At 35.3% G+C, this 24,550-nt stretch carries 22 protein-coding genes and 1 CRISPR repeat array; of the genes, 1 reads left to right on the top strand and 21 read right to left on the bottom strand.

What is annotated here, in order from left to right:
* Both hisD and hisG read right to left on the bottom strand, forming a co-directional pair.
* A complete protein-coding gene (hisD, locus tag P3F81_RS04395; RefSeq protein ID WP_147667955.1) occupies positions 1 to 1,338 on the bottom strand; it encodes a histidinol dehydrogenase in 1,338 nt (445 codons plus the stop codon).
* Positions 1,335 to 2,000, bottom strand: coding sequence for an ATP phosphoribosyltransferase (gene hisG, locus P3F81_RS04390; protein ID WP_147667953.1), 666 nt, complete (start codon positions 1,998 to 2,000; stop codon positions 1,335 to 1,337). Before hisG ends, hisD begins: the two co-directional genes overlap by 4 nt.
* Positions 2,001 to 2,182: 182 nt before the next feature.
* Between hisG and P3F81_RS04385 the strand changes: the two genes are divergently transcribed.
* The gene (locus tag P3F81_RS04385) at positions 2,183 to 3,136 is read left to right on the top strand and encodes a D-2-hydroxyacid dehydrogenase (RefSeq protein WP_309320694.1); all 954 of its coding nucleotides are present in this window, start codon (positions 2,183 to 2,185) and stop codon (positions 3,134 to 3,136) included.
* On the opposite strand, the gene P3F81_RS04380 is transcribed toward P3F81_RS04385, so the two are convergent.
* From P3F81_RS04380 to P3F81_RS04290, 19 genes are all read right to left on the bottom strand, one after another.
* Positions 3,133 to 3,657 (bottom strand): HD domain-containing protein, encoded by a 525-nt coding sequence (locus tag P3F81_RS04380; RefSeq protein WP_147667950.1) that lies wholly within the window; start codon positions 3,655 to 3,657, stop codon positions 3,133 to 3,135. The genes P3F81_RS04385 and P3F81_RS04380 overlap by 4 nt on opposite strands.
* Position 3,658: 1 nt before the next feature.
* Positions 3,659 to 4,843, bottom strand: a complete 1,185-nt coding sequence (gene hisZ, locus P3F81_RS04375) for an ATP phosphoribosyltransferase regulatory subunit (RefSeq protein ID WP_147668241.1) — start codon at positions 4,841 to 4,843, stop codon at positions 3,659 to 3,661.
* Positions 4,844 to 4,861: 18 nt separating this feature from the next.
* A complete protein-coding gene (locus P3F81_RS04370) occupies positions 4,862 to 5,167 on the bottom strand; it encodes a YerC/YecD family TrpR-related protein (RefSeq protein WP_147667948.1) in 306 nt (101 codons plus the stop codon).
* 253 nt (positions 5,168 to 5,420) lie between these two features.
* Positions 5,421 to 6,454: direct repeats of the CRISPR family, unit length 30 nt; unit sequence GTTTCAATTCCTTATAGGTAATCTAATAAC.
* A gap of 253 nt (positions 6,455 to 6,707) precedes the next feature.
* Entirely contained in the window at positions 6,708 to 7,727 is a 1,020-nt protein-coding gene (locus P3F81_RS04365) for an HlyD family secretion protein (protein ID WP_147667946.1), read from the bottom strand.
* Positions 7,728 to 7,772: 45 nt separating this feature from the next.
* On the bottom strand, positions 7,773 to 8,396 hold the full coding sequence (locus P3F81_RS04360; protein WP_147667944.1) for a TetR/AcrR family transcriptional regulator: 624 nt from the start codon (positions 8,394 to 8,396) through the stop codon (positions 7,773 to 7,775).
* Positions 8,397 to 8,420: 24 nt separating this feature from the next.
* Positions 8,421 to 9,356 carry a dipeptidase gene (locus P3F81_RS04355; RefSeq protein WP_147667942.1) on the bottom strand — a complete coding sequence of 312 codons (936 nt, stop codon included), beginning with the start codon at positions 9,354 to 9,356 and terminating at the stop codon, positions 8,421 to 8,423.
* A gap of 138 nt (positions 9,357 to 9,494) precedes the next feature.
* On the bottom strand, positions 9,495 to 12,419 hold the full coding sequence (locus P3F81_RS04350) for an insulinase family protein (RefSeq protein ID WP_147667940.1): 2,925 nt from the start codon (positions 12,417 to 12,419) through the stop codon (positions 9,495 to 9,497).
* A gap of 298 nt (positions 12,420 to 12,717) precedes the next feature.
* Positions 12,718 to 13,230 (bottom strand): DUF456 domain-containing protein, encoded by a 513-nt coding sequence (locus P3F81_RS04345; RefSeq protein ID WP_177504256.1) that lies wholly within the window; start codon positions 13,228 to 13,230, stop codon positions 12,718 to 12,720.
* Between the two features lie 117 nt (positions 13,231 to 13,347).
* Positions 13,348 to 14,625 carry a phosphoribosylamine--glycine ligase gene (gene purD / locus P3F81_RS04340; protein ID WP_147667936.1) on the bottom strand — a complete coding sequence of 426 codons (1,278 nt, stop codon included), beginning with the start codon at positions 14,623 to 14,625 and terminating at the stop codon, positions 13,348 to 13,350.
* Between the two features lie 92 nt (positions 14,626 to 14,717).
* Positions 14,718 to 16,256, bottom strand: a complete 1,539-nt coding sequence (purH, locus tag P3F81_RS04335; protein ID WP_147667933.1) for a bifunctional phosphoribosylaminoimidazolecarboxamide formyltransferase/IMP cyclohydrolase — start codon at positions 16,254 to 16,256, stop codon at positions 14,718 to 14,720.
* A gap of 18 nt (positions 16,257 to 16,274) precedes the next feature.
* Entirely contained in the window at positions 16,275 to 16,889 is a 615-nt protein-coding gene (gene purN, locus P3F81_RS04330) for a phosphoribosylglycinamide formyltransferase (protein ID WP_147667931.1), read from the bottom strand.
* Positions 16,882 to 17,949, bottom strand: coding sequence for a phosphoribosylformylglycinamidine cyclo-ligase (purM, locus tag P3F81_RS04325; protein ID WP_147667929.1), 1,068 nt, complete (start codon positions 17,947 to 17,949; stop codon positions 16,882 to 16,884). The genes purN and purM overlap by 8 nt, the downstream gene beginning before the upstream one ends.
* Before the next feature lie 31 nt (positions 17,950 to 17,980).
* Positions 17,981 to 19,408: an amidophosphoribosyltransferase gene (gene purF, locus P3F81_RS04320; protein ID WP_147667927.1), complete on the bottom strand. Its 1,428-nt coding sequence runs from the start codon at positions 19,406 to 19,408 to the stop codon at positions 17,981 to 17,983.
* Positions 19,405 to 20,115: a phosphoribosylaminoimidazolesuccinocarboxamide synthase gene (purC, locus tag P3F81_RS04315; RefSeq protein WP_147667925.1), complete on the bottom strand. Its 711-nt coding sequence runs from the start codon at positions 20,113 to 20,115 to the stop codon at positions 19,405 to 19,407. Before purC ends, purF begins: the two co-directional genes overlap by 4 nt.
* Before the next feature lie 232 nt (positions 20,116 to 20,347).
* Positions 20,348 to 20,836, bottom strand: coding sequence for a 5-(carboxyamino)imidazole ribonucleotide mutase (gene purE, locus P3F81_RS04310; RefSeq protein WP_147667924.1), 489 nt, complete (start codon positions 20,834 to 20,836; stop codon positions 20,348 to 20,350).
* A 595-nt stretch (positions 20,837 to 21,431) separates the two neighbouring features.
* Positions 21,432 to 21,758, bottom strand: a complete 327-nt coding sequence (locus P3F81_RS04305) for a hypothetical protein (protein WP_147667922.1) — start codon at positions 21,756 to 21,758, stop codon at positions 21,432 to 21,434.
* Between the two features lie 147 nt (positions 21,759 to 21,905).
* On the bottom strand, positions 21,906 to 22,262 hold the full coding sequence (locus P3F81_RS04300; RefSeq protein ID WP_147668239.1) for a GNAT family N-acetyltransferase: 357 nt from the start codon (positions 22,260 to 22,262) through the stop codon (positions 21,906 to 21,908).
* A gap of 1,117 nt (positions 22,263 to 23,379) precedes the next feature.
* The gene (locus tag P3F81_RS04295) at positions 23,380 to 23,964 is read right to left on the bottom strand and encodes a nitroreductase (RefSeq protein WP_147667920.1); all 585 of its coding nucleotides are present in this window, start codon (positions 23,962 to 23,964) and stop codon (positions 23,380 to 23,382) included.
* An 81-nt stretch (positions 23,965 to 24,045) separates the two neighbouring features.
* Positions 24,046 to 24,507 carry a tannase/feruloyl esterase family alpha/beta hydrolase gene (locus P3F81_RS04290; RefSeq protein WP_147667918.1) on the bottom strand — a complete coding sequence of 154 codons (462 nt, stop codon included), beginning with the start codon at positions 24,505 to 24,507 and terminating at the stop codon, positions 24,046 to 24,048.
* Positions 24,508 to 24,550 lie beyond the last annotated feature (43 nt).

The raw sequence follows: 24,550 nt of genomic DNA, 5'->3' as shown, positions 1-24,550 counted from the left end.
CTAACCTCTCATTCTAATTGCATTGGCATGCGCTTCTAATCCTTCAGCCTCTGCCAATCGAATAATATCATCCTTTACCTCAGCTAAAGCTGGGGCTGTATAAGAAATAATGCTTGTTCGTTTCATAAAAGTTTCTACATTTAGCACCGAGTAAAATCGCGCTGTTCCACCAGTCGGTAATACATGATTAGGACCGGCAAAATAATCACCTAAAGGTTCTGGTGAATATGCACCTAGAAAAACAGCCCCTGCATGACGAACATAGGGAAGCAATGTAAATGGTTCACGTGTTAAAATCTCTAAATGCTCTGGTGCCGATAGATTGGCAAGTTCCATCGCCTGCATTAAATCATCGGCTACAATAAGTAACCCATTTTTCTCAATTGATGCAGCAGCAATTTCCTGCCTAGGCAATGCAGTCAACTGAGTTTTTACCTCAGTCTCTACTTTTTCTGCTAAATCTATGCTATTCGTAATGACAATACTAGATGCAAGTACGTCATGTTCAGCCTGACTAAGCATATCAGCCGCTATATAAGCTGGATCTGCTGATTCATCGGCAATGATTAAAATTTCACTTGGACCAGCTAGCATATCAATATCACAATGTCCATATACGGCTTTTTTCGCAAGTGTAACAAAAATATTTCCTGGGCCTGTAATCTTATCGACCCGAGGAACCGTTTCTGTACCGAAAGCAAAAGCTGCAATTGCCTGCGCACCACCAATCTTAAATACACGGTCAACACCTGCTTCACGAGCGGCAACAAGCACATACGGATTTACTTTTCCATCTTTTGCTGGCGGTACTGCCATAATAATTTCTTTTACACCAGCAACAGATGCTGGTACTGCATTCATAATTACAGAAGATGGATAAGATGCTGTACCCCCAGGTACATAAATTCCCACACGATCTAAAGGGATACAAGATTGCCCAAGCATTGACCCATGTTCCCGATAAGTAATCCAAGATCTGGGTTTCTGTTCCACGTGATAAGAACGAACGTTATCAATCGCTTTTCGAATAGAAGCTAAAATTTTAGAGTCAACTAAGGACTCAGCTTCCATAAATTCGGCTTCACTGACTTCCAAATTTTCTGCACTAAATTCTACACCATCAATTAACTTAGTAAAATCAATAACCGCTTTATCTCCATCTTCACGAATGCCCTTGACAATTTTATCGACAATCTGTGCCGCAGTTAAATCTTCACCAAACAAGGTTTTATTTTTTTCACGAATTCGATCACTCAATACAACCTGATCAAAGGCTGGTTTAGATAAGATTTTTTTAAGTTCTTCAATTCCCACCTCTTGCGTACTTATCGTTCTCATTTCTTTTCACCACTTTCAACAATTGCCCTTAAATCTTCTACCATCTGATTAATCCGGTCAAATTTCATTTTAAAGCTTACTCTGTTAGCAATAAACCTTGCCGTTGCATTCGTAATTTGGGCAATTTCAATCAAATTATTTTCTTTTAATGTACGACCTGTTTCTACGATATCTACAATGATTTCTGCCAATCCCACCATAGGGCCTAACTCAATGGAACCATTTAATTTAATAAATTCCATTTGAATACCTTTACCATTAAAAAAGTTTTCAGCCACTCGCGGAAACTTTGTAGCTACTCGCATATGCGCGTAATCACTTAATTTTTCTTGTAATAAGGCTTCTGGAACAGCGACCATCAAACGGCATAATCCATATTTTAAGTCAAGAAGTTCATAAACATCTTTATTTTCTTCCAATAAAATATCCTTCCCAATAATTCCAATATCAGCTGCACCATATTCCACATAAGTTGGGAGATCTACAGTTTTTGTAATAATAAATTTTATCTTTTTTTCTTCATTTGTAATTACTAGTTTACGTGATTTTTCACTTAGCCCTTCTGCTGTATAGCCAATTTTAGCCAAAATTTCTGCAGAAGGTGTAAATAATTTACCTTTTGGTAACGCTATTGTTAGATATTCCATATCATTTGAAGTCATGTTATCCTCCTAAGGAATAGAATCCTTTAGTTATTTAAAGTAATAATATATTACCATATTAGCATCATTTGGTAGATTCGTCAATATTAAATGTAGGGATTTTTAATCCGATGTCGAATAGATATCAATGAGGAAATCGTCGTTTTGACGGTAAAACATTAAATAATCATAAGGAGATTATTATGATACCTTCACTTAATATACTTGTGCTAAATCGGTTAAGCGAAAAGGAACTTACAAGTATTCAAGATACCGTTCCGAATGCTAATATCACTTTATGCAAGCCAGAAAATGCACCTGATTATATTGAAAACACAGATATTCTTGTTACCTGGGGACATCTTAGTATTCTCAAGCTTCTACCAAAGGCACCGCGACTTAAATGGATTCATGCCTTAAGTGCTGGCGTAGACGAACTTTTAATCCCCGATTTAATTGAATCTGACATCATACTAACAAACTCGCGTGGAATCCATGGGATTCCTATGGCTGAACACGTTATGGCGATGATTTTAACCCTTTCACGTCAAATACCAGAATCACTAAAAAATCAACAAAATAAATTATGGCAACGAACACGTCCTGATGAAATTTATGATAAAACAATTGGAATTATTGGTCTTGGCAGTATCGGTCGAGAAATTGCAAAACGTTCAAAAGCAATGGGAATGAAAGTTATTGCTACCAAACGTACACAAACAACTGAGATTTTTGTCAACAAACTGTATTCTCCTGAGCAATTAGACATTGTATTATCAGCTTCTGATTTCGTTGTAGTCACTTTGCCTCTGACAGATAAAACACGCAATCTATTTGTACTAGATAAATTTAAATCAATGAAAAAAACAGCTTATTTTATTAATGTAGCCCGCGGCTCTATTGTCCATCAGCCAGATCTGGTTACAGCATTAAAAGAAGGATATATTAAAGGTGCAGCTCTCGATGTAGTAGATATTGAACCACTTTCTTCCGATTCACCACTTTGGGAAATGGAAAACGTTTTAATCACACCACACGTTGCTGCTATGTCACCGTATTATTTAGAACGTGCAATAAAATTATTTATTGAAAATCTAACAAAATATATGCATAGTACGGATATGCTTAATGTTATTGATAAAGCCAAGGGCTATTAATTCAATACATCAGCTTTTCTTAACAAACGAAGCTCTGGCGCATCATTTGCTGCTGGAGCTTCGTGATGTTTTCCAACAATTTCAGCAATTTCGCTATCACCAATTTGAATAAGTTTTTCTGCACTATACTGTGCATGATGATAATAAATATAAAAGGCATGACGAAGATTGCTTACCTTATCGCCACGCCCCAATTTGCCCCATCTTTTCGCCCAATTGCTTAAAAACCTATCTGCCAGTACTGTAATAACTTTATCTGTCGTACTGATATCTCCAGCTTTTTTTCCTACATCATGAAGCAGTGTACATTTAATTAACTTATCTATATTAATATTTTTTTCAACTTCAGCCATTTTCAATGCCGTGTAAGTAACATTTAGTGCATGGCGTTGCTCTGGAATCGACATGGCAAAAAATAAGCTCTGTTCGCTTTTTATTAAATGCTTTTTTATAAATAAACGATCTGCATCATTAATTTTTGCCACTACTGCTATGAAAAATTGACGAATACGTTGTAACATTTTAATCTATATAAATGAGCTGATTATAATTTTTAGCATGCTGATATGATTCAGCATCTTTTTTTGTTTGTGCTTGCAGCCCAATTTCAACCAATTTATCTTCGCCACGTAACTCTTTTGCCCTTTTAATTGCTTCGATTACTTTACCTTCGCCCCATCCTATGTAAATATCTTTATTTTTTGCCGAAATAGAAAGACCTTGTCTTTCTAAAGCTAACATAATTCTCTCTATTCCTAATGCAAATCCTGTCGCGGGGCAGGCAGTCCCAAAATCAGATAACATATTATCATAACGTCCGCCGCCACATAAAGGAAAACCAAGACCTGGCGTATATGCTTCAAATACCATTCCCGTATAATAATTAAAATCACGAATCACACCTAAATCAAAGTTTACATACTCCGCAACACCGTAAGAATCTAAAAGATTATAAATTTCATTTAGGTTATCTAATGCTCTTTTACTTTGTTCATTACAAATCATATGGTAAACGCTCTTGAGCATATCTATTTTTCCATGCAATAAAGGTATTTTTTTTAATATTTCTTTCGCATTTTTACCCAGTTCACTTTTATCAAGCATATTACCAAGTTCAACCAGATTACGTGTTACCATAGCATGTTTTATTTCTTGTTGCTGCTTTGCAGATAATTTAAACTGCTTCATCACACCATTAATAAATTCAACTTGCCCTAAACTAATTTGAAAATTTTCTAGACCAGCTTGACGAAGTGATTCAATTGCAAGTGCAATCACCTCAGCATCCGCAGTTGCCGCTGTCATCCCCATTAGTTCCACACCAGCTTGATAAAATTCACATTGTCTTCCTGTTTGCGCTTGCTCATAACGATAAACATTTGTAATGTAAGATAATTTAAGTGGAAACTCCACCTCTGCTAAACGACTTGCTGCAACTCTCGCAATTGGTGTCGTCATTTCATGACGCAAAGCTAATGTCCGATTGTTTTTATCAAAAAATTTAAACATATGGGGCTCAACTTCACTGCCATTCCCAATAGTTAACGTATCTAAATATTCAATTGTCGGCGTAACAACTTCATCATAACCCCATTGATCAAATACCTCCGCAAGCGAATCCTCAATTTCTCTCTTACAAGCTGCTTCGCCTGGCAAAAAATCTCTAGTTCCATAAGGAATCTGCAAAACGAATTCATTTTTACTCATCATCTTCTCCCCTCACCACTATTTCTTTTTCCGCTCATCTAATCTCTCTAAAATAGATTTATATCCATCTGCGCCATAATTTAAACAACGTTTTACCCTGCTAATCGTTGCTGTACTTGCACCAGTTCGGTCAACAATATCATCATAAGTATGACCATCTCTAAGCATACGTGCAACTTCTAGCCGCTGCGCCAGAGCTTTTATTTCACTAATTGTACAAATATCCTCAAAAAATTGATAACACTCTTCCGTATCTTTCAATAACAAAACTGCTTTACATAATTGATCTGTTAATTCATCCTTTAATTTAGGATTTGCCGACATAAAAACACCCCTTAGCATAATACTTTAAAAACTCTTTTCTTATAGCATTTTCTCTCTTTACTACTTTTATTCTTTATCTTGTGAAAACATTATGATTTATTATAACAGATAAATTCCATAAATTCCACATAAAAAACTTATTACAAATTAAAGTGTAACAAGTTTTTTTATTTCCCCTCTGAAAGGCAGAAGAACACTCCAAGTAACTTGCGGGCCCTGATTACAGGACGCCTCCTTCAAATAAACTTAGTTTGTAATCATTCCTTATAGGTAAGCTAATAACTAAATTGACCCACTTTTAACTCCCCCTTTATTCTTCGTTTCAATTCCTTATAGGTAATCTAATAACATTGTTATTCACGATGGTAGTCGAATTGCTGGTTTAGAGTTTCAATTCCTTATAGGTAATCTAATAACCATAGAAAACGACAAACAGGGCAATGCAAGCTTAACCTTGTTTCAATTCCTTATAGGTAATCTAATAACCATTTTCTACATTATCCATATCCCACATACTCAATCACGTTTCAATTCCTTATAGGTAATCTAATAACTGTAACAAGGGTTTGCGTAACTGTGGCATATAAAAGAGGTTTCAATTCCTTATAGGTAATCTAATAACTTGGATACTCCAATCTCTATCATTCCACATAGATATAGTTTCAATTCCTTATAGGTAATCTAATAACTCCACAAAATATCTAGCCAACTATGCCACCTCCAGTTTCAATTCCTTATAGGTAATCTAATAACACTATCGAGGGATGTAATATGGAAGAGGTTATCTGTTTCAATTCCTTATAGGTAATCTAATAACAGAGGCTTTTACTTCAATTGTAATACCTTCTGGTGATACGTTTCAATTCCTTATAGGTAATCTAATAACTCATTTTTGCATGAACTTCCTGCGCCATTGACCAGTTTCAATTCCTTATAGGTAATCTAATAACTAAATTGAAGGTGCATCAATTACGAGTACATCTTCAAGGTTTCAATTCCTTATAGGTAATCTAATAACCACCGCTTGTGTTTTGAGCCACTTTAGCAAGGATTAGAGTTTCAATTCCTTATAGGTAATCTAATAACGATAAGATTCAAATAGAGGTGAGTGAGTATGTTGACCTCGTTTCAATTCCTTATAGGTAATCTAATAACGGTAAAAATTTGACAAACACACATATCGTATGCTAGTTTCAATTCCTTATAGGTAATCTAATAACCTATTCCCGATTATGTTTACATTGGCACAGAAGATGAGTTTCAATTCCTTATAGGTAATCTAATAACCCTAATTATACCTTAAAATATCGAAAAATCCACTAATATTTATACAAATACTTAACTTTATTGGCATTTTCTTTTAAAAACCCATAAACTTTTTATTAAAAAGTCGTCGACCTCTAGCTGTTTTTACGCTATCTGTGGTCGACGACTTTTGTTTTGCATATTTTTTAAATTTTTATTCATAGAAATATAAACTAAAAGAGACCTTTTTAATATGCTGAAAATTGAATAGTAAATTTAATTTTACTAAATTCTTTTATAATGTAATTTTTAAATTTACACGCATTCCCGGTTTAAATACCGTATCTTCATCCATTGGAACAGAAATCTTTAGTATCGCCATATTATCATCAACCTGTTCCAAAGCTTCATCACCTATAATATCAAAGACCGTTCCTTTAAAAATTAGCCTTGGATATTCTGTTATTGAATAACTTGAGAAATTGCCTAACCCCACTTTATAAACATCATTTCGATTAATTTTAGCTTCTACCCAAACATCAGCAATATCGCTTACAGTAAATAAATTCTGCCCTGCTTGAACCTTTGTATCTATTGTAAAACTATTCAAATTTACCATTCCACTCACTGGCGCAGTAATAACTGCAGATTGCTGGGCAGATTTACTTTGCTCATACGCTAATTTAGCCTGGTCAATCTGTAATTGAGCAATACGCAATAGCTCTTGCTTATTCGCAACCTGATTAACTACCGCTGTGGAATTTACTCTAGGTGTATTTGCAGCAGTAAAATTATCTAGAGCTGCCTGATAAGCAACTTGCGCTGCATTATTTTGTACAGCGCTAATCGCTCCCATAGCAAATAGCTTCTCCATCTTGTCCCTATTCGCAGCTGCTCTGTCTAAATTTTTCTGCGCTGATTCAACAGATGCTTGATCTACTACTGTATTATTCTGCACAGATGGCGTAATCACATCCGGTGTTGATAGTATATTGTTATAATGAAGTTTTTCATTTTCTAAATTATTTTCTAATTCTTTTATTTGCTCTGGCGAAATTTCGACTTGCAAAATTGCAATTGTCTGACCAGCTTCCACCATAGCTCCATCTTCTACTAAAATATCTTGTACCGTACCTGATACCTTACTCATGATATTTACGTTTTTTCCTTGAATTTGCGCATCAGAGATAACAAGATAAACATCATTTTTTTGCCAGCAATATATGATTGAACTCATTCCAAGTACAAGAAATAAGATACAAATCAAACAATATTTTATTATTTTATATACTTTCTCGGTAATATCGATTTCCAAAAAAATGCCCCCTGCAAAATCATTTACAAGGCTATATTATAGCACTTATTTATTTGCGATACCAAATAAAAATACTCGAGCAATATTTTCTGCGGTTTGGTCAAATTCATCACCAATTAACTTTTGAAACACAATCGCAAGAATTGCGCTTAATAAACCATAGGCAGCTTGTTTAGAACTTGCTACGATAAGAAGTCCTTGTTCAATTCCCTCTTTTATCACAGCTTCTAAGGTTTCTAAAGGTTCTTCAAAATTTCTCCGACATTTTTTTTGCTGTTCTTCACTAAACCCTGGATAGCCCACTTCCCCAAAACAACGAACTTCATGCATAAAAACACGCCATAAATCTGCATGTTTATCATAAAAAGATAAAAACTCACGTGTCATTAATCGTATTTTCTCTAATGGCGGAATATTATCCTTCTTTATATTAGAAATATGATGACGAAAAGGGGCACTTCTTTCTTCTATTAAAGTATAAAATAAATTTTCTTTATTAATAAAATAATTGTATACTGTTCCTTTTCCGGTATCCGCTAACTTTATAATTTCATCTACTGTTGCACGATGAAACCCTTTACGTGAGAATACAATGTAAGCTGCATCCAAAATATGCTGACGTTTATTTTTGGGATCGCTTAAATCAATCTGATCTTTAATTTTGTCCATATTACCACTCCCATCCCTTTGTTCCTAAACTAGACAATCTTTAATTACCCTTAAACAATTTAACTTAGAAAGTTTTTCAATATCATCATTTTTAAACCCTTGACTTTTCAAAGCTCCAAATAATTTGTCAATTTGACCAATGTTTTCAATTTCCAAAATTGCATGAATTCCATCAAAATCAGTCCCCAAGGCCAATACATCACTGCCACCAATTTGATAAATATGCTTAATATGCCGTATCATATCTTCCACATAACTATAACTTGATCCAGACAAAAGATTATTAGAAAAATTAATACCTATGACACCGCCTTTTTCCCCTACTATTCGTATCATATCATTAGTCAAATTACGACTATGATAAACTACATCACGACTATTAGAGTGAGATACAATAAAAGGTTTAGAACTAACTTTTGCAACATCATAAAACCCCTGATCAGACAAATGTGACACATCGACAATCATCCCCAAGCGATTCATCTCGCAAACAACTGATTTTCCAAAAGAAGTTAAGCCTTTATTTTGATATGTAAAATTAAAATTCGGATAGCCAATTTCATTGGCATAGTTCCAGGTCAAAGTAATTAAACGAACCCCTTGCTGATAAAATCTATTAATATTCGTTAAATCACCTTTTAGCACTGCGCCTTCTTCAATCGTTAAAAAAGCAGATATTTTCTTATTCTTATCATTTTGTAAATACTCATAAAAATTGTGAGCAATTTCTATACAGTCTTTATTTAAGGCTAATTCTTGATAAAATTTACGAATTAAATTATTGCAATATAAAAAAGAATCTTCAATTACTGCTGTATCAACAAACATCGCAAAAAACTGGGCAGTACTATGCCCCTGTTTCAACTTTTCTATATCTACCTGAAGCGAGTTTTTTTTTAAAGAACCATATTCAGGATTATTATATAAAGCAGAAATTGTATCACAATGTAAATCAATCAAACAATTCCCTCCAAACGACTCATTCTACATTATATCATCTTTTTTCGACTTGTTAACTTCTTATTTTTGGATTTACAATAAAAAATTCGAAAAAAAGATTGCACGCATTATTGTAAATACGGCAATCTTTTTTATTGATTAATTAAATACTTGTTTTAAGTTATTAAATATCTCTTTATTTTCTTTTATCTTTTCTTCCCCGCCTAATACGCAAAGATAATTTTCTTTCATACACGCATCAATTAAGTTAGCTAAACTTCTAATATCCTCTTGCTTTGTTGCCAGTACTTGGTCTCGTTCCCTTTGTATATCTGCTTGTGTAATATGTCGAATATGACATTCAGCTGCAACTTCACCCTTCATTTGCGGCGTAAGCGGTGTATCAAGCGTACTCATTGACCCGATGATGTATTTTGTCATTTCACGTTCATCTACAGTAAAGTTACGCATATAATTTGCAGTTTCATTATATACATCAATGGTTTCTGCTAGATTTGGATCTCGATAAGAGCCAAAAACCATATTCCCCGTACGTCTAAATTGCGTAAACGCGCCATAAGCTCCACCTTGTACACGGATACGATTCCATAGGTAATCATAACGTAAAATTGTCTCTAAAACACGTAGGCTTCCACTAAATGCAAAACCTAAGCGATTAAAATTCGCACCTTTTGCTACATATTGAATTTTACTTGACGTCATTAAACCTTCATTCAATTTATCAATTGTAAATTCATATTCTTGCTTTGCAAATTTTATGTCATGTAAAACATTTAAAAATTTTGGGTACTCTTTTGCAAAAATATCATAATCGCTTTTATCTAAAGTAATGCTTGTAACCATTTCATTTTTATTAAAGAGCATCGGCATAATTTTCGCAAAATTTTCTTGAATAACAGCATAGTGCGATTCAAAATTCTTATTTAAGTCTACGATAAACTCATAAAAGCTTAACAAGCCTTGCTCATTATACCGACTTGCCGGTGAAAAATAGGATAAAACGCGACCTGCAACCACTTGTTGCGCATTTCTAAGCAAATACATTTCGAGTGAGGATTTTAATTGTGCGATCAATTCTTTTACACGTTTTTTATCATCAAATTTACTCTTTGTTAAAACCTCAGACAAAAGTTTCATTAGCTTTGGAAGTTTTTTGACCAAAGCTTTTGCCTTAACCTTAAATTTCGGATAATAAACCTCTGCACTATGACTTTCCGTAAATGCAATCACATCATACGCAATGCCGCCCGTACTGCTATTTACTTCATTTGCCAGTGAACTATATTCATAATTTTCCGTTGATACTTTGCCTAACAGCTCTGCCAATAAATAAGCATATAAAACTAAATCTTGCGGCAAAGTCGCTGCATCAAAATATAAATTCAAATAGGCAATTTTATTGGTGGAAATAGGATGGAATAACACTTGTGTATTTAAAATGTTTTTTTCTTCTAAAATCAGTTGTTCAGATTTCGGCTCAATGTCTTGTAGTTTTAATAATGGAATTGTCGCTAAAGCATCTGGTGTATCAGGGGTTTCTTGGCGAAGCTGTAATTTTTTCGTCATTTCTATATAGTTTTCAATTTCTGTTTCCGATAACTTTGCTTTATGTGCAGCTAATTCTGTTCTGATTTCTTTGGCACGCAATTCGCCTAACCCTTGTTTTGGCTTTAATACTACTAACGTCATATGTGAGTTATTAAGAAATCTTGTTTCAATTAGTTTTTCAAAATAACGATTATCTAGCGCACTCTTAATGTGTTCCAAAGGCTTTTCATACGAAATCCCTAATAATGGACTGGCATCATAAAGCCAACTATCCATACATTTAATATTGTAAATTAAACCCTTTGGACTTTGCCCAAAATCAGCTTCACGCAATTTAAATTCTAATAAATTAATCGATGCTTCAATTAACTCTCGATCAATTCCCTCACGGGCTAACTTTTCTAATGTTTCTTTCGTCACCCGTTTAAACGCTTCTACTTGATCAACATCAGAACCACTAACAATAATGCTAAAGGATGGCTGTAAGATACTATCTGCAAATGAGCTCAATACGTCTTTACCGATGTTTGCATCAATCAAAGCTTTCTTCAATGGTGCTGATTGTGTTCTCAATAAGAAATGCTCAAGGATTTGCAATGCCATCATTGTTTCCGTTTCTTCTGCTTTTCCAACAATACAATTTAAACTTAAAAACGTTTTGTCCTGAATATCTTCATTTGCCGAAGCTGGATAATAACTTTCTACATACTTTGGCTCACTAAACAGTTTTTGTTCTTGGATGGTTGAATCAATCGATTTCGCTTCAAAAGCACTTAAATATTCTTTATCTAAAAACGATAATTTTTCTACTATATCCATCTTTCCATACAAATAAATATAACTATTGGATGGGTGATAATATTTTTGATGAAAAGCTAAAAAACCTTCTAATGTAAGCTCTGGAATTACATCTGGATCTCCTCCAGACTCATATCCATACGTGGTATCAGGAAATAAAGAAGCGAGAATTTCCTTGTCCAAAATAGCCTCTGGAGAAGAAAAAGCCCCTTTCATTTCATTGTATACAACACCTTTATATCTCAATTCGGAATCTTTCGATTCCGCTTCATAATGCCAGCCTTCCTGCATAAAAACTTCTGGACAATCATACATTACAGGATAAAACACCGCATCAAGATAAACATCCATTAGATTTTGAAAATCTTTATCGTTGCGACTTGCGACTGGATACATCGTTTTATCTGAAAACGTCATTGCATTTAAATACGTATTTAATGACCCCTTAACAAGCTCTACAAATGGTTCTTTCATTGGGAACTTCCGCGAACCACATAATACAGAATGTTCTACAATATGCGGTACACCCGTACTGTCATTCGGTGGCGTTCGAAACGTAATCGAAAAAACTTTATTGTCATCTTCATTTTCCATAAATAATAATTTTGCGCCGCTTTTTTTATGGATAAACTGATAAGCTGTTGAGCCTATTTCTTTAACCTCTGCTATTTCTTTTAATTCAAATCCACTATACTCTTGACCAACTATAAGTGACATCAATATCCTCCTTATTCTAAATCTAGAATCTTAGTTCTAAATTATACGTCTATTTTGTAAATTTACATCTGACTAAAAATTTTTATAAAGTAAACTTGATTCAGAAACTTAGCTTCTCGCCTGTGGGTATATCTCTCACCTATAGAAGGCGAGCGTCTTATAAGCAGAGAACCAAAACATTTGATTTTGTGTGAATCGCTTATTTCGTCAGATGAGTAGATTAGTCATCTGATAAATAAGTTTTTAATAGTATATACTTTTTTTCTCTTCCTATGATATTTCTCAGCTAACAACTTAGTTACCATGCTAAATTAAATAATAAATAAATAATCGTAACTAACGCAATGGTGAATTTTATGATCACACCAAGTATCTGTCCTTTTATTACACTCGTTGCCACACGAATTGCATGTTCTTTATCATTAGTTAGTTGATACTCAACAAACCAACTTACTGTAAATCCACCGGCTAAGGCGCCAATAATTGAGCCAATAATAGGAGTAAAAGCCGTGCCTATAAGTCCTCCAATAACTGTTCCAATTACAGCAAATATAACAGCACGTTTTGATGCTTTCTCTCTGCTTGCCCAAACTGCACCTGTAAATGTTTCAAATACTTCACCTAATATAATAGCACCCAATACAATGCCTAAATCCATAAGAGAAAGATGGACAAAGTGATCATAAAAGCCATAGGCAAGTGCAGTAAGAAAAATAACAATATTCCCGGGCATACCGATGATCGTTAATCCTAAACTCGCCAGCAGCATAATAATTAAACCAATATTCACTAATAATAAACCAACATCCATATACATACTCCTTCCTGCATTCTTTTATTCGTCAATCTATGACATTATACCTTTTTCAATCAAAAAAATCATGGGTAGTATTATTGATATACTTTCCCATGATTTAAAAAATACTCTTTATTTTAAACGAGCAATTGCACGATATGCAATATCCTTACGATAGTGTACTTTTGCAAAATTAATTTTGCTAACTGCTTTATAGGCTTTATCTACAGCCTCTTTAATATTATCTGCTTTCGCTGTAACGCCTAATACGCGTCCGCCATTGGTTACAATTCCAGCCTCCGTTTTTGCCGTACCTGCATGGAATACCACCGCCCCATCAGCCTCTGCTTTATCCATGCCAGTGATTACATCACCTTTTTTATAATTCGCTGGATAACCACCTGCTGCCATAACTACACAAACAGTCGCTTTTTCTTCCCATTTCACTTCAGTTTTAGCTAAATTCCCCTCAATACACGCTAGCATAATTTGTGCTAAATCACCATCCAATAATGGCAATACAACTTGTGTTTCCGGATCACCAAAGCGTGCATTGAACTCAATAACTTTCGGACCGTCTGCTGTAATCATAAGACCTGCATATAAACAACCGCAGTATTTCCGGCCTTCTTGCTGCATTGCTTTTACGGTTGGTTCAAGAATTTCTTTTTGTACTTGCTTGAGTAAATCTTGCGTTAATACTGGAGCTGGTGCATAAGTTCCCATCCCACCAGTATTTGGACCTTCATCATTATCAAATGCACGTTTATGATCTTGTGAAGAAATCATTGGAATAATCGTTTTACCATCCGTAAATGCAAGTAGGGAAGCTTCTTCACCAACCAAGCATTCTTCAATCACTACGCGACTTCCAGCATCACCAAAAGTATGATCGCACATAATGCTATCCACAGCTTCTAAAGCCTCTTGTAGTGTCGCTGCTACAATTACACCTTTGCCTGCCGCTAAGCCATCGGCCTTAATAACAATTGGTGCACCTTGCGCTTTTATATATTCACGCGCTTTTTGAGCATCAGTAAATACTTCAAATTTAGCTGTAGGAATTTCGTATTTTTTCATTAACCATTTAGAAAAAGCTTTTGATCCTTCAATTTCAGCTGCTGCTTTTGTTGGGCCAAAAGCTTTTAATCCTGCTTCTTCAAAAGCATCTACCAAACCGTTTGCCAATGGTAATTCTGGTCCTACAACAGTTAGGTCAATTTTATGTTCTTCGGCGAATTTCACCAAGGAAATATTATCAGAAATAGAAATATTACTTATACATTCAGCAAGGCTTTCCATCCCAGGATTGCCCGGAATCGCATACATTTTCTCCACACCTTGACTTTGAGAAAGTTTCCAAGCTAACGTATGTTCGCGACCACCGCCGCCAATGACTAATATACGCACACAATCACTCCTATATAGATAAGTCGCACGAAAACTCATCCTTGCGAAAAAGTAAGTGCGACTTTATCTTAAAATATTGAAAATCAATTCAATTAATGTTTAAAATGTCTTCTACCAGTGAAAATCATTGTAATTCCATGTTCATTCGCTGCATCAATAGATTCTTGGTCACGAATTGATCCGCCAGTTTGAATAACTAATGTGATACCAGCTTTTGCAGCCGTATCCACAGAATCTCTAAACGGTAAGAATGCATCAGAAGCAAGTACAGCACCTTTTGCTTTTTCACCAGCTTGTTCAAGCGCAATTGCTGCTGAACCTACACGATTCATTTGACCTGCACCAACACCATACGTTTGGTCATTGCCAGCAACAACAATCGCATTAGATTTTACATGCTTTACAATTTTCCAAGCAAACATTGCTTGACGCCATTCTTCTTCCGTTGGTTGACGCTTAGAAACGACTTGCATTTCTTCGCGTTTTGCCTCAAGCGTATCTGCATCTTGAAGTAACATTCCACCAGCCACTTTTTTCATATCCATACGAGAACCGCCAAGTTCAGGAAGCGGTAATGTTAATAGGCGAATATTTTTCTTCGCTGTTAAAATTTCAAGCGATTCTTTATCAAAGGCAGGAGCAATCACAACCTCAATAAAAATTTCACTAATTTGCTGTGCAGTTGCTTTATCTACTGTACGATTTAATGCCACAATACCACCAAAAGCAGATAACGGATCTGCTTCATATGCTTTTGTGTAAGCTTCAGAAATTGTTGCACCAATTCCTGCACCGCAAGGATTTGTATGTTTAATAATCGCTACTGCTGGATCTTTAAATTCAGCTACAATATTATAAGCTGATTCTATATCAACAATATTATTGAAGGAAAGTTCTTTTCCGTGCAATTGTTTCGCATTCGCAACCCCGATTGGACTATGCGCTTCACGATAGAAAGCCGCATTTTGATGTGGATTTTCACCATAACGTAAATCTTGAACTTTTTCTAACGTCATATGTACTGTATTAGGGAAATTGCCTTCGCCTAACTCTTTAGCTAAGTATTGATTAATACAAGCATCATACTCAGCGGTATGCCCAAAAGCTTCTTTTGCAAGAGACATACGAAGTCCATCAGTAATACCAGCATCACTTGTAAGTTCAGCTGCAATCTCATCGTAACGTGCAGGATTTACAACCACAGTTACATATTTGAAATTTTTTGCTGCCGCACGAATCATCGCGGGGCCACCAATATCAATATTTTCAATTGCTTCTGCAAGTTCAACCCCTGGTTTGGCAATTGTTTGACGGAATGGATAAAGATTTACAACAACCATATCAATGCCTGTAATATTATGTTTTTTCATCGCTTCCACATGCTCTGCATTATCACGAATTGCAAGTATACCACCATGAATATATGGATTTAAAGTTTTTACACGACCATCCATAATCTCAGGAAACCCAGTCACTTCACTTACATAAGTTACAGGAATACCTGCTTCTTTTAAAGTTTTCATTGTACCGCCAGTAGAAATAATATCTACCCCAGCAGCATGAAGCTTTTTCGCAAATTCAATAACACCAGTTTTATCAGAAACACTGATTAAGGCACGTTTAATTTTCATGCTCTTCCCACCTATTCTCTATTCTTTAATCATTACACGTCTACCGTTTATTTCAAGTTTATCTTCCAAATACAATGCAATTGCTTTTGGATATAATACATGTTCCACTTTAAGTACACGAGCAGCCAGAGTTTCCTCTGTATCATCATCAAGTACTGGAACAGACTCCTGCAAAATAATCGGACCACTGTCCATTCCTTCGTCTACAAAATGAATTGTACAGCCAGAAACTTTCGCACCGTATTCTAAAACACTGCGATGTGCATGTGCACCAGGGAAAGCCGGTAATAAAGAAGGATGAATATTCATGATTTTATTTTTAAAAGCATTTACAAAATACGGACTTAAAATACGCATAAATCCAGCTAAAATAACTAAATCCACACGATGTTTTTCAAGTTCTTCTACCAGTGCTTTTTCAAATTCTTCTTTCGTATCATAAAGTTTGCGATCTACACAAACCGCAGGTATCCCTAATTCAGCTACGCGTTTTAAAGCATTTGCTTCTGGTTTATCACTAATAACAACTGCAATTTCTGCTTTAATTCTACCAATATCAATTGCATCAATAATCGATTGCAAATTACTGCCGCGACCAGAGGCTAAAACGCCTAATACTGCAGTATTAGTCATTAAAAACCCCACCTTTTATCACAACTTCTTGCTTACCTTCGACAACTTTACCAATCACATAAGCAGTTTCATTATTTGCTGCTAAATGCGCTTGAATTTTTTCAACTTCATTTGCTGGAACAACTAAAGCCATACCAATCCCCATATTAAAAGTACGGTACATTTCCGTCCAAGCAACGTTGCCCCACTCTTGCAATTTATCGAAAACAGCTGGTCTTTCCCAAGATGTAGAATCTACTTCTACTCCACAATTTTCTGGTAAAACCCGTGGAATATTATCATAGAATCCACCGCCAGTAATATGCACCATACCATGAATCGTGAATTTTTCTGTTAAAGGCATACAAACTTTTGGATATAAACGTGTCGGTGTTAATAATTCTTCACCAATCGTCTTACCGAACTCTTCAATATATTCATCGCCTTTAAACCCTTTTACATCAAAACAAATTTTTCTTACAAGTGAGTAACCATTAGAATGTACACCAGTTGATGGTAATCCGATTAAAATATCACCTGGCTTAATATTTGCACCTGTAATAATCTTTGCCTTATCCACGATACCAACAGCAAAACCAGCAATATCATATTCACCATCTGGATAAAAACCTGCCATCTCAGCAGTTTCTCCACCAATTAACGCACACCCAGATTCTTTACAAGCACCAGCAACACCACTTACAATTGCTGCAACTTTTTCTGGCTCAAGTTTGCCCACAGCTAAATAATCAAGAAAAAATAAAGGTTCTGCACCTTGCACTAAAATATCATTCACACACATTGCAACTGCATCTTGACCAATTGTATCATGTTTGTCTAGCATAAAAGCCAAACGTAATTTCGTCCCCACACCATCTGTACCAGAGACGAGAACTGGTTCTTTATATTTTCCGCTATTTAAAGCGAATAATCCACCAAAACCACCTAAATCACCTAATACCTCAGGACGATAAGTAGATTTTACATGTTTTTTCATCAATGTTACAGCATGATTGCCGGCGTCAATATCAACACCAGCATCACGATAAGTTAATTGTTGAGATTTATTTTCAGTAGTCATCGAACTCCCCCAATTCAGAGCTTAATTATTTTTACTTTTTCTTTTCAAAAACGTATTTATCTGCACCAATTGTATCTTCTTTAGGTTTTTCACCAGGATATGCACTATTAAAGCAAGCATAACACATATCTTCACAGCTTACTGCTTTTAGCGACTCTTTTAATCCTTCAATAGATAAGAAATGTAAAGAATCTGCCCCAATATATTGACGAATTTCTTCTACTGATTTTGTAGCTGCAATCAATTCTTTACGTGCAGAAGTGTCAATTCCATAATAACATGGATAACCGATTGGAGGCGAACTTACACACATATGAACAGCTGTAGCACCAGCTGCCTTGAGCATGCGAACAATTTTTCCGCTCGTCGTACCGCGCACAATAGAATCGTCAACCATAATTACAGATTTACCATTTACTACTGATTTAATTGCATTTAATTTAAGTCTGACACTTGTATCACGTTTTTGTTGACTAGGTTGAATAAAAGTACGCCCAATATAACGATTTTTCATTAAACCTTCTTTAAATGGAATTCCAGATTCATAAGCAAAGCCAGTTGCCGCCGTAGTACCAGAGTCAGGTACAGAAATAACAATATCTGCTTTAAAGCCACTTTCTCTTGCTAATATACGACCCATTTCAAATCTTGCATCATGAACACTCTGTCCATCAATCACACTATCTGGACGAGCAAAGTAAATATATTCAAATACGCATGCTGCCTTTTTATCAGCTGTTGCAAAATGATATGACTTAAGCCCTTTATCGTTGATCACAACCATCTCACCTGGTTCTACATCTCGAACAAATTCAGCTCCAACTGTATCAAGTGCACAAGACTCAGAAGATAGCACCCATGAATCTCCCATTTTCCCGATACAAAGCGGTCTGAACCCTTGCGGATCACGTGCACCAATTAACTTTTCTTCTGTCATAATCGTTAAGCAATATGCACCTTTAATTTTCACTAAACTTTCCATAATTTTTTCTTCAACTGATTCCTTGCGAGATCTCGCAATTAAATTCACAAAAACCTCACTATCAATTGAAGTTTGGAAAACTGTACCTTGCTCTTCTAATTCACGTCTAATTTCTGCTGCATTTGTTAAGTTACCATTATGAGCCAAACTAATTTTACCACCAGAATAATTTACCATTAACGGTTGAGTATTAGCTAGAAGGCTGGAGCCAGTCGTCGAATAACGAACATGACCAATGGCAATATATTGATTGTCCATATGTGGTACTTGATGGCGGAAAACTTCATTTACCAATCCCATTCCACGTGTTACATCCATCCAAGAACCATCAGTAATAGCAATCCCGGCACTTTCTTGTCCACGATGCTGAAGCGCATAAAGTCCCCAATACGTATTAAGTGCTACATCCTCAGTTCGCGAATAAATGCCAAAAACACCACATTCTTCTTTTAGCTTGTCCAGTTCTAAATCTATCATCTAACCTCTCCTGTTAATCTGTGTAATACTTCTTTATAGGCATCCTCAACATTGCCCATATCACGACGGAATCTATCTTTATCCAATTTTTCTTTTGTTACTGTATCCCAGAAACGACAAGTATCTGGAGAAATTTCATCCCCTAACAATACTTGACCCTTGTATAAACCAAATTCAAGTTTGAAATCAATCAATTCAATATTTTTTGTTGCTAAATATTTTGTTAAAATTTCATTTACTTTTAAAGCAATGCTTTCTACTTCAGCAACTTGAGTTTCCGTTGCTAAGCCAATTGCTTTTATATGATAATCATTAACTAATGGATCACCAAGTTCATCATTTTTATAATATAATTCAACAACAGGGCAAGACATTTTTATGCCTTCTTCTAAACCTAAACGCTTCGCAAGGCTTCCTGCTGCAATGTTTCTTACTACAACTTCAAGAGGTAAAATTTTCAAGGATTTTACTAACATCTCACGATCGCTTGGCATACTTACAAAATGGTTATCAACACCATTTTCTTTTAATAATTTAAAGAAAAATGATGCGATTTTATTATTCATAATCCCTTTATCTGCTATCGTACCTTTTTTTGCTCCATTACCAGCAGTTGCATCATCTCTATAATATACTAATACTTCATCAGGATTTTCCGTTGCATAAATTTGCTTTGCTTTGCCTTCATATAATGGTTTTTTTCCCATTGCTTATAGCCTCCAAATTTCATAGTTTTTTACCAGATAACTATCCCGCCCATCTGACAAAATAAGCGATTCACACAAAATCAAAGATTTTTGTTCTCTGCTTATAAGACTCCTAACTTCTATAAGTAGGAGTTATACCCACAGGGCACAGGTGAGCGGCTAATTTCCTGAATAAGGTCGACTAAGATTCAGCTAGAGTGAACACTCCACCTGAATTAAGTCTTACTTTATATTATAAACTTTCTGCAACCTTCGCTGCTTTCTTCTCAACTTCTTCTGCCATTTGCTTGCGATGTGCAATTAGTTTTTCCTGTAAACTAGGATTGCTTACAGCCAAAATTTGCGCCGCAAAAATTGCTGCATTTTTTGCCCCATTCACAGCCATACTTGCAACTGGAATTCCAGATGGCATTTGAACTGTACTAAGTAATGCATCCATACCATTTAAAGGAGTTGCATTAATTGGAACTCCAATTACAGGAAGTGTTGTAAGACTTGCAATCACACCACCTAAATGGGCTGCCGCGCCTGCTGCTGAAATAAACACACCAATCCCTTTTTCAGGTGCTGAAGTAACAAAATCGTGTACTTTTGCTGGTGTACGATGTGCAGATGCAACAACGACCTCATATTCAATACCAAAATCGTTTAGTAAATCTGCCGCCGTTTTTAATATCGGCCAATCAGAGTCACTCCCCATAACAATAGCTACTTTTTTCATGAATTAACCACCTTTCCTAACATACGCGAATTATCGTAGTTTATTCATTTGGATCAATTCTGTTTGCGAATAAACTTCACTAGCTTAAAATTATCTATATTAACCATATAAAAATATATGGGCTCCGATTATCTGCATGTAATGCAAATAATCCACAGGGCAATCGTTCCCCAATTCAGCTTATCACCTATATCGTAAATTCATTCGACTCCGACCAATTGGGCCGGAGTCGATAATATTTTATGGTTTTATCAACAAAAATTGTCAAAAAGCATCCTATAATTACAATGACAAATAAATATATAAAAATTAAAAACTTATACTACTATTTGCGCCACTCTATTTATAATAACAGATTATTTTTAAGAATGTCAACGGAATTTGCAGTATTTTGTTTGTATTCGTCATAAAAGGCATTTATAAAAAATATTCTTTACCGTAAAGACTGTTTATTTTAAAATTACTTATTTTTTATACAAAAAGAGCTGTCATAACGAATCTTTACATACCTATTTTTATGTAGCTCCAAAAGGTTCGCCAGACAGCCATTATTTATTTTTTACAAAGCTTATAAAATTACAATCATTAATGGAATTTACAAAGAGCTTCCTATAGCAATTCCAACAAGCAGAGCGGCAATTCTATCCATTTCATTCTGATGCCGCTTTTCTTCTTCATGCTTTCTTTTTTCCCATTCGTGTCTAGATTCTCCCGGATGACGTTTCATTTCTTTTTCATGACGCTCTTTTTCTTTTTTCATCTCTTTATCATAGTGAGCTTTATCTCGATGTTTGTCATGATGATTAACTCGTTGTGGCGGTCTATCATCTCTAGGAGAAGCCTCTAAAACAGCACTCGTAAATCCAATTTGCAATACTCCGACCATTGCTATAGCAACAAATCCTTTAGTTAACTTATTCATTTAAATTCCACCTTTCCTAATTTGTCTTTATCTTATCAAGGAAAGATTTGAAAACTTTCGGAAAATCCTTTGGGAACTCTTTGAATAAAAAAGATTCGAATAAAAATCCAAAATGATAAAAAATTCTAAGACGCAAAAAGATTAGATTTACTGACTAAATCCATATTTTATCGTTTCCATTACCGCCTCCGTCATTATCCCCTGCCCCCAATATGGTTCTGCTAAAGAATATCCTAACATATACGCCTTGTGATTTTGCCGTTTTGGATCTAACATTACTCCTACTATCCCAATTAACTTCTTGTTACTCTTTAAAATGATTCCGAAAATACCGTCTTGATTTATAAATATCATTTTCATGATTTCTATCGTTTCTTCAATATTTCCATGTGACTTCCATCCCGCATTTGAACCAACATGAGGATTCTTGCTGTATTCAAAAATATCTCCTGCATCCTCCATAGTAATTGGACGCAAAAGTAAACGATCCGTTTCAATTTGCATTTTCACAATACCTCATCCTCTTTATCCATATGTTTTATTAAATAATTGAATTGATAGTATAAAATATTTGTGTTATGATAATCATATAAAAGTGCTACCGATAAAACGGTTAGCTCCCATGAAATTACGATTAGATTAACCGCAAAGTTTCTGAGGCTGGGCGGTTAATCTTTTTTTATGGCAAAAACCAGGATGATGAAAAGTAACAATGTTAAATTTGCATCATTCATGGCATCACCCCCATTCATCCGTATGTAACGGAATACAAATGGGAACTAACCGCCTACGTTTAGTAGCACCTGTTAGAATTGTACCATATTTTCCATATAGCAACAATAAACAGTTAAATCATGTAATAAACATTTTAAAGGATTCGTGTTTTTCATGTCGTGAGTCATTGCCATTTATTCTCCAAAAGGCATTTCCCTGTATTCTCCCTGGCTTTGCCAGAAATGCCCGCCACTCCATGGTGACCGCCTTTTTTTAATAAGCAGAATATTCCCGAAATTTCAGTATTTACGCGGTTTGAGGATAGTTTGAAAAATAAAAAAAATGGCCCTGCATAAGCTTCGAAAAGCTTTAATGCAAGGTCATTTTTTTCTATGTCTCACTGGCTAAGCCATTTTGCCCTTTGGAGGATAAATGGCAGTGCCCACGACATAGTATCCTCGACCTTGTTACAATTATTATAGCTACCACCCTTCAAATTGCAAGAGAGATAAACAGAATTCCTCATCATCCCTGTACGTTGGCTGATTTTCCATAATAAAAAATCAAGGGATCTTCTTAGTATGACTTTCTTTGTGAATTCGCTGAATTTGAGTTAATATCTTTGCGTTTCTTTTAATACGGTTGCTTTCAGAACGTTTAATTATACCTAGTAAATTAGGATTAGCTGCGACTTCACTGACAAATCGTCATCTGTCTTTCCAAGGTTGGAAATAACATCTTCACTATTTTCCTCCATCAGCAAGAGAATCTAATGTAACATTAATAATTCCCACCATGTGATTTTTTTACCAATTTTAAAATCTTTTTGCCCGATTCCTTTATCCTGATGGAAACTAACAAATCCTTGATCATATATATATGAACAATCTAAATCTTATTCTATTGCTTATTTTATAATAGTCACATTTGGTTCTTTTCTAGGCACCAATTTCCCCGAGTCATTTTCACTATAACCTAATGCGACAGAACCACATACCATATAATCATCTGGAACGCCATAACCTGATAAGAGCTTTCTTATATCCGGAATATCACCAAACCATGTAAGCTGGTTAATCCAACATGAACTCAAACCCAAAGAATGGGCTGCCAACATCATATTTTCAATAGCCACGGAACAATCGGCCATTGCATTCGGATATTCCCTTGCATTAGACACAAGAATCAGGGTAGGTGCATGATAATAGAAACTATAGCCTGCATTCTTTGCTGCATTCTTTCCTGCTACAATAGACCGATATGTTTTTTCATTTACCTCAATATTTTTATATACCTCTTTTACTTGGTCGTTAAGTTCAGCTAGTTTATCGTTATTTTGTAACACAGTAAAAATCCAAGATTGTGAATTTCCTCCGGACGGTGCATGGATTGCGGCTTGAATAATATCCTTTAAATCCTCATCTTTGACCTGATCCTTTTTATAAGTTCTTATGCTTTTTCTTGTTAACATATTTTGTATGACTTCGTTCATAACATTTCATCCCTTTCGACAAATATAATTAGCCATTGATAGTAAGTTATTCGAGCTTTGAGCATGCATAAATACCAAAAATTATCTTCCATTCGCTAATGAACCATATACATAAATCGCAGCTGAATTCACATTACCATTTCCCGAATATCGGGGGTACCCAGGATAGACCTGCAACGGCAGTGCACGTCCCTTTGTTTTTTCATTTTGGTCCGTAACGACCAAGTTCCCCGGTTCTTCTTTACTTACGACCCAATGATCCAGATCTTGCAGCACATTTCTTCCCATAGTAAAGACACTTTCCTTGCCATGTCCGTAACCTGGCACAATATAAAATTTCACAAAATTATTCAGTGGACGTTGTCCAAACTTTTCTACAAATTTGTTATAGTAATCTATAGTCCCTGACAATGCCAAAACCCGGTCAGCTGTTCCATGAAGGATAATCAATTTACCGCCATTTTTCCGGAACGCCGAAATATCGGGATTTGTTGTATCAAGCAATGTTGGGGCTTTCCAAAATTCCTTTTTCCATTCTTCCAGTTTAAATTTTTCATAAACTTAATCTTTTTCTTGAAAGTATTGT

Source organism: Selenobaculum gibii (assembly GCF_030273445.1).
Taxonomy (GTDB): domain Bacteria; phylum Bacillota; class Negativicutes; order ICN-92133; family ICN-92133; genus Selenobaculum; species Selenobaculum gibii.
The sequence above is the reverse complement of the archived record's forward strand: the minus strand, read 5'-3'. Positions and strand labels throughout refer to the sequence as shown.

Coding starts and splice junctions, on each gene's coding strand:
- hisD (WP_147667955.1), bottom strand. CDS start 1,338: ATGAGAACGATAAGTACGCAAGAGGTGGGAATTGAAGAACTTAAAAAA.
- hisG (WP_147667953.1), bottom strand. CDS start 2,000: ATGACTTCAAATGATATGGAATATCTAACAATAGCGTTACCAAAAGGT.
- P3F81_RS04385 (WP_309320694.1), top strand. CDS start 2,183: ATGATACCTTCACTTAATATACTTGTGCTAAATCGGTTAAGCGAAAAG.
- P3F81_RS04380 (WP_147667950.1), bottom strand. CDS start 3,657: ATGTTACAACGTATTCGTCAATTTTTCATAGCAGTAGTGGCAAAAATT.
- hisZ (WP_147668241.1), bottom strand. CDS start 4,843: ATGAGTAAAAATGAATTCGTTTTGCAGATTCCTTATGGAACTAGAGAT.
- P3F81_RS04370 (WP_147667948.1), bottom strand. CDS start 5,167: ATGTCGGCAAATCCTAAATTAAAGGATGAATTAACAGATCAATTATGT.
- P3F81_RS04360 (WP_147667944.1), bottom strand. CDS start 8,396: ATGGACAAAATTAAAGATCAGATTGATTTAAGCGATCCCAAAAATAAA.
- P3F81_RS04350 (WP_147667940.1), bottom strand. CDS start 12,419: ATGTCACTTATAGTTGGTCAAGAGTATAGTGGATTTGAATTAAAAGAA.
- P3F81_RS04345 (WP_177504256.1), bottom strand. CDS start 13,230: ATGGATGTTGGTTTATTATTAGTGAATATTGGTTTAATTATTATGCTG.
- purH (WP_147667933.1), bottom strand. CDS start 16,256: ATGAAAATTAAACGTGCCTTAATCAGTGTTTCTGATAAAACTGGTGTT.
- purN (WP_147667931.1), bottom strand. CDS start 16,889: ATGACTAATACTGCAGTATTAGGCGTTTTAGCCTCTGGTCGCGGCAGT.
- purM (WP_147667929.1), bottom strand. CDS start 17,949: ATGACTACTGAAAATAAATCTCAACAATTAACTTATCGTGATGCTGGT.
- purF (WP_147667927.1), bottom strand. CDS start 19,408: ATGATAGATTTAGAACTGGACAAGCTAAAAGAAGAATGTGGTGTTTTT.
- purC (WP_147667925.1), bottom strand. CDS start 20,115: ATGGGAAAAAAACCATTATATGAAGGCAAAGCAAAGCAAATTTATGCA.
- purE (WP_147667924.1), bottom strand. CDS start 20,836: ATGAAAAAAGTAGCTATTGTTATGGGGAGTGACTCTGATTGGCCGATA.
- P3F81_RS04305 (WP_147667922.1), bottom strand. CDS start 21,758: ATGAATAAGTTAACTAAAGGATTTGTTGCTATAGCAATGGTCGGAGTA.
- P3F81_RS04300 (WP_147668239.1), bottom strand. CDS start 22,262: ATGCAAATTGAAACGGATCGTTTACTTTTGCGTCCAATTACTATGGAG.
- P3F81_RS04295 (WP_147667920.1), bottom strand. CDS start 23,964: ATGAACGAAGTCATACAAAATATGTTAACAAGAAAAAGCATAAGAACT.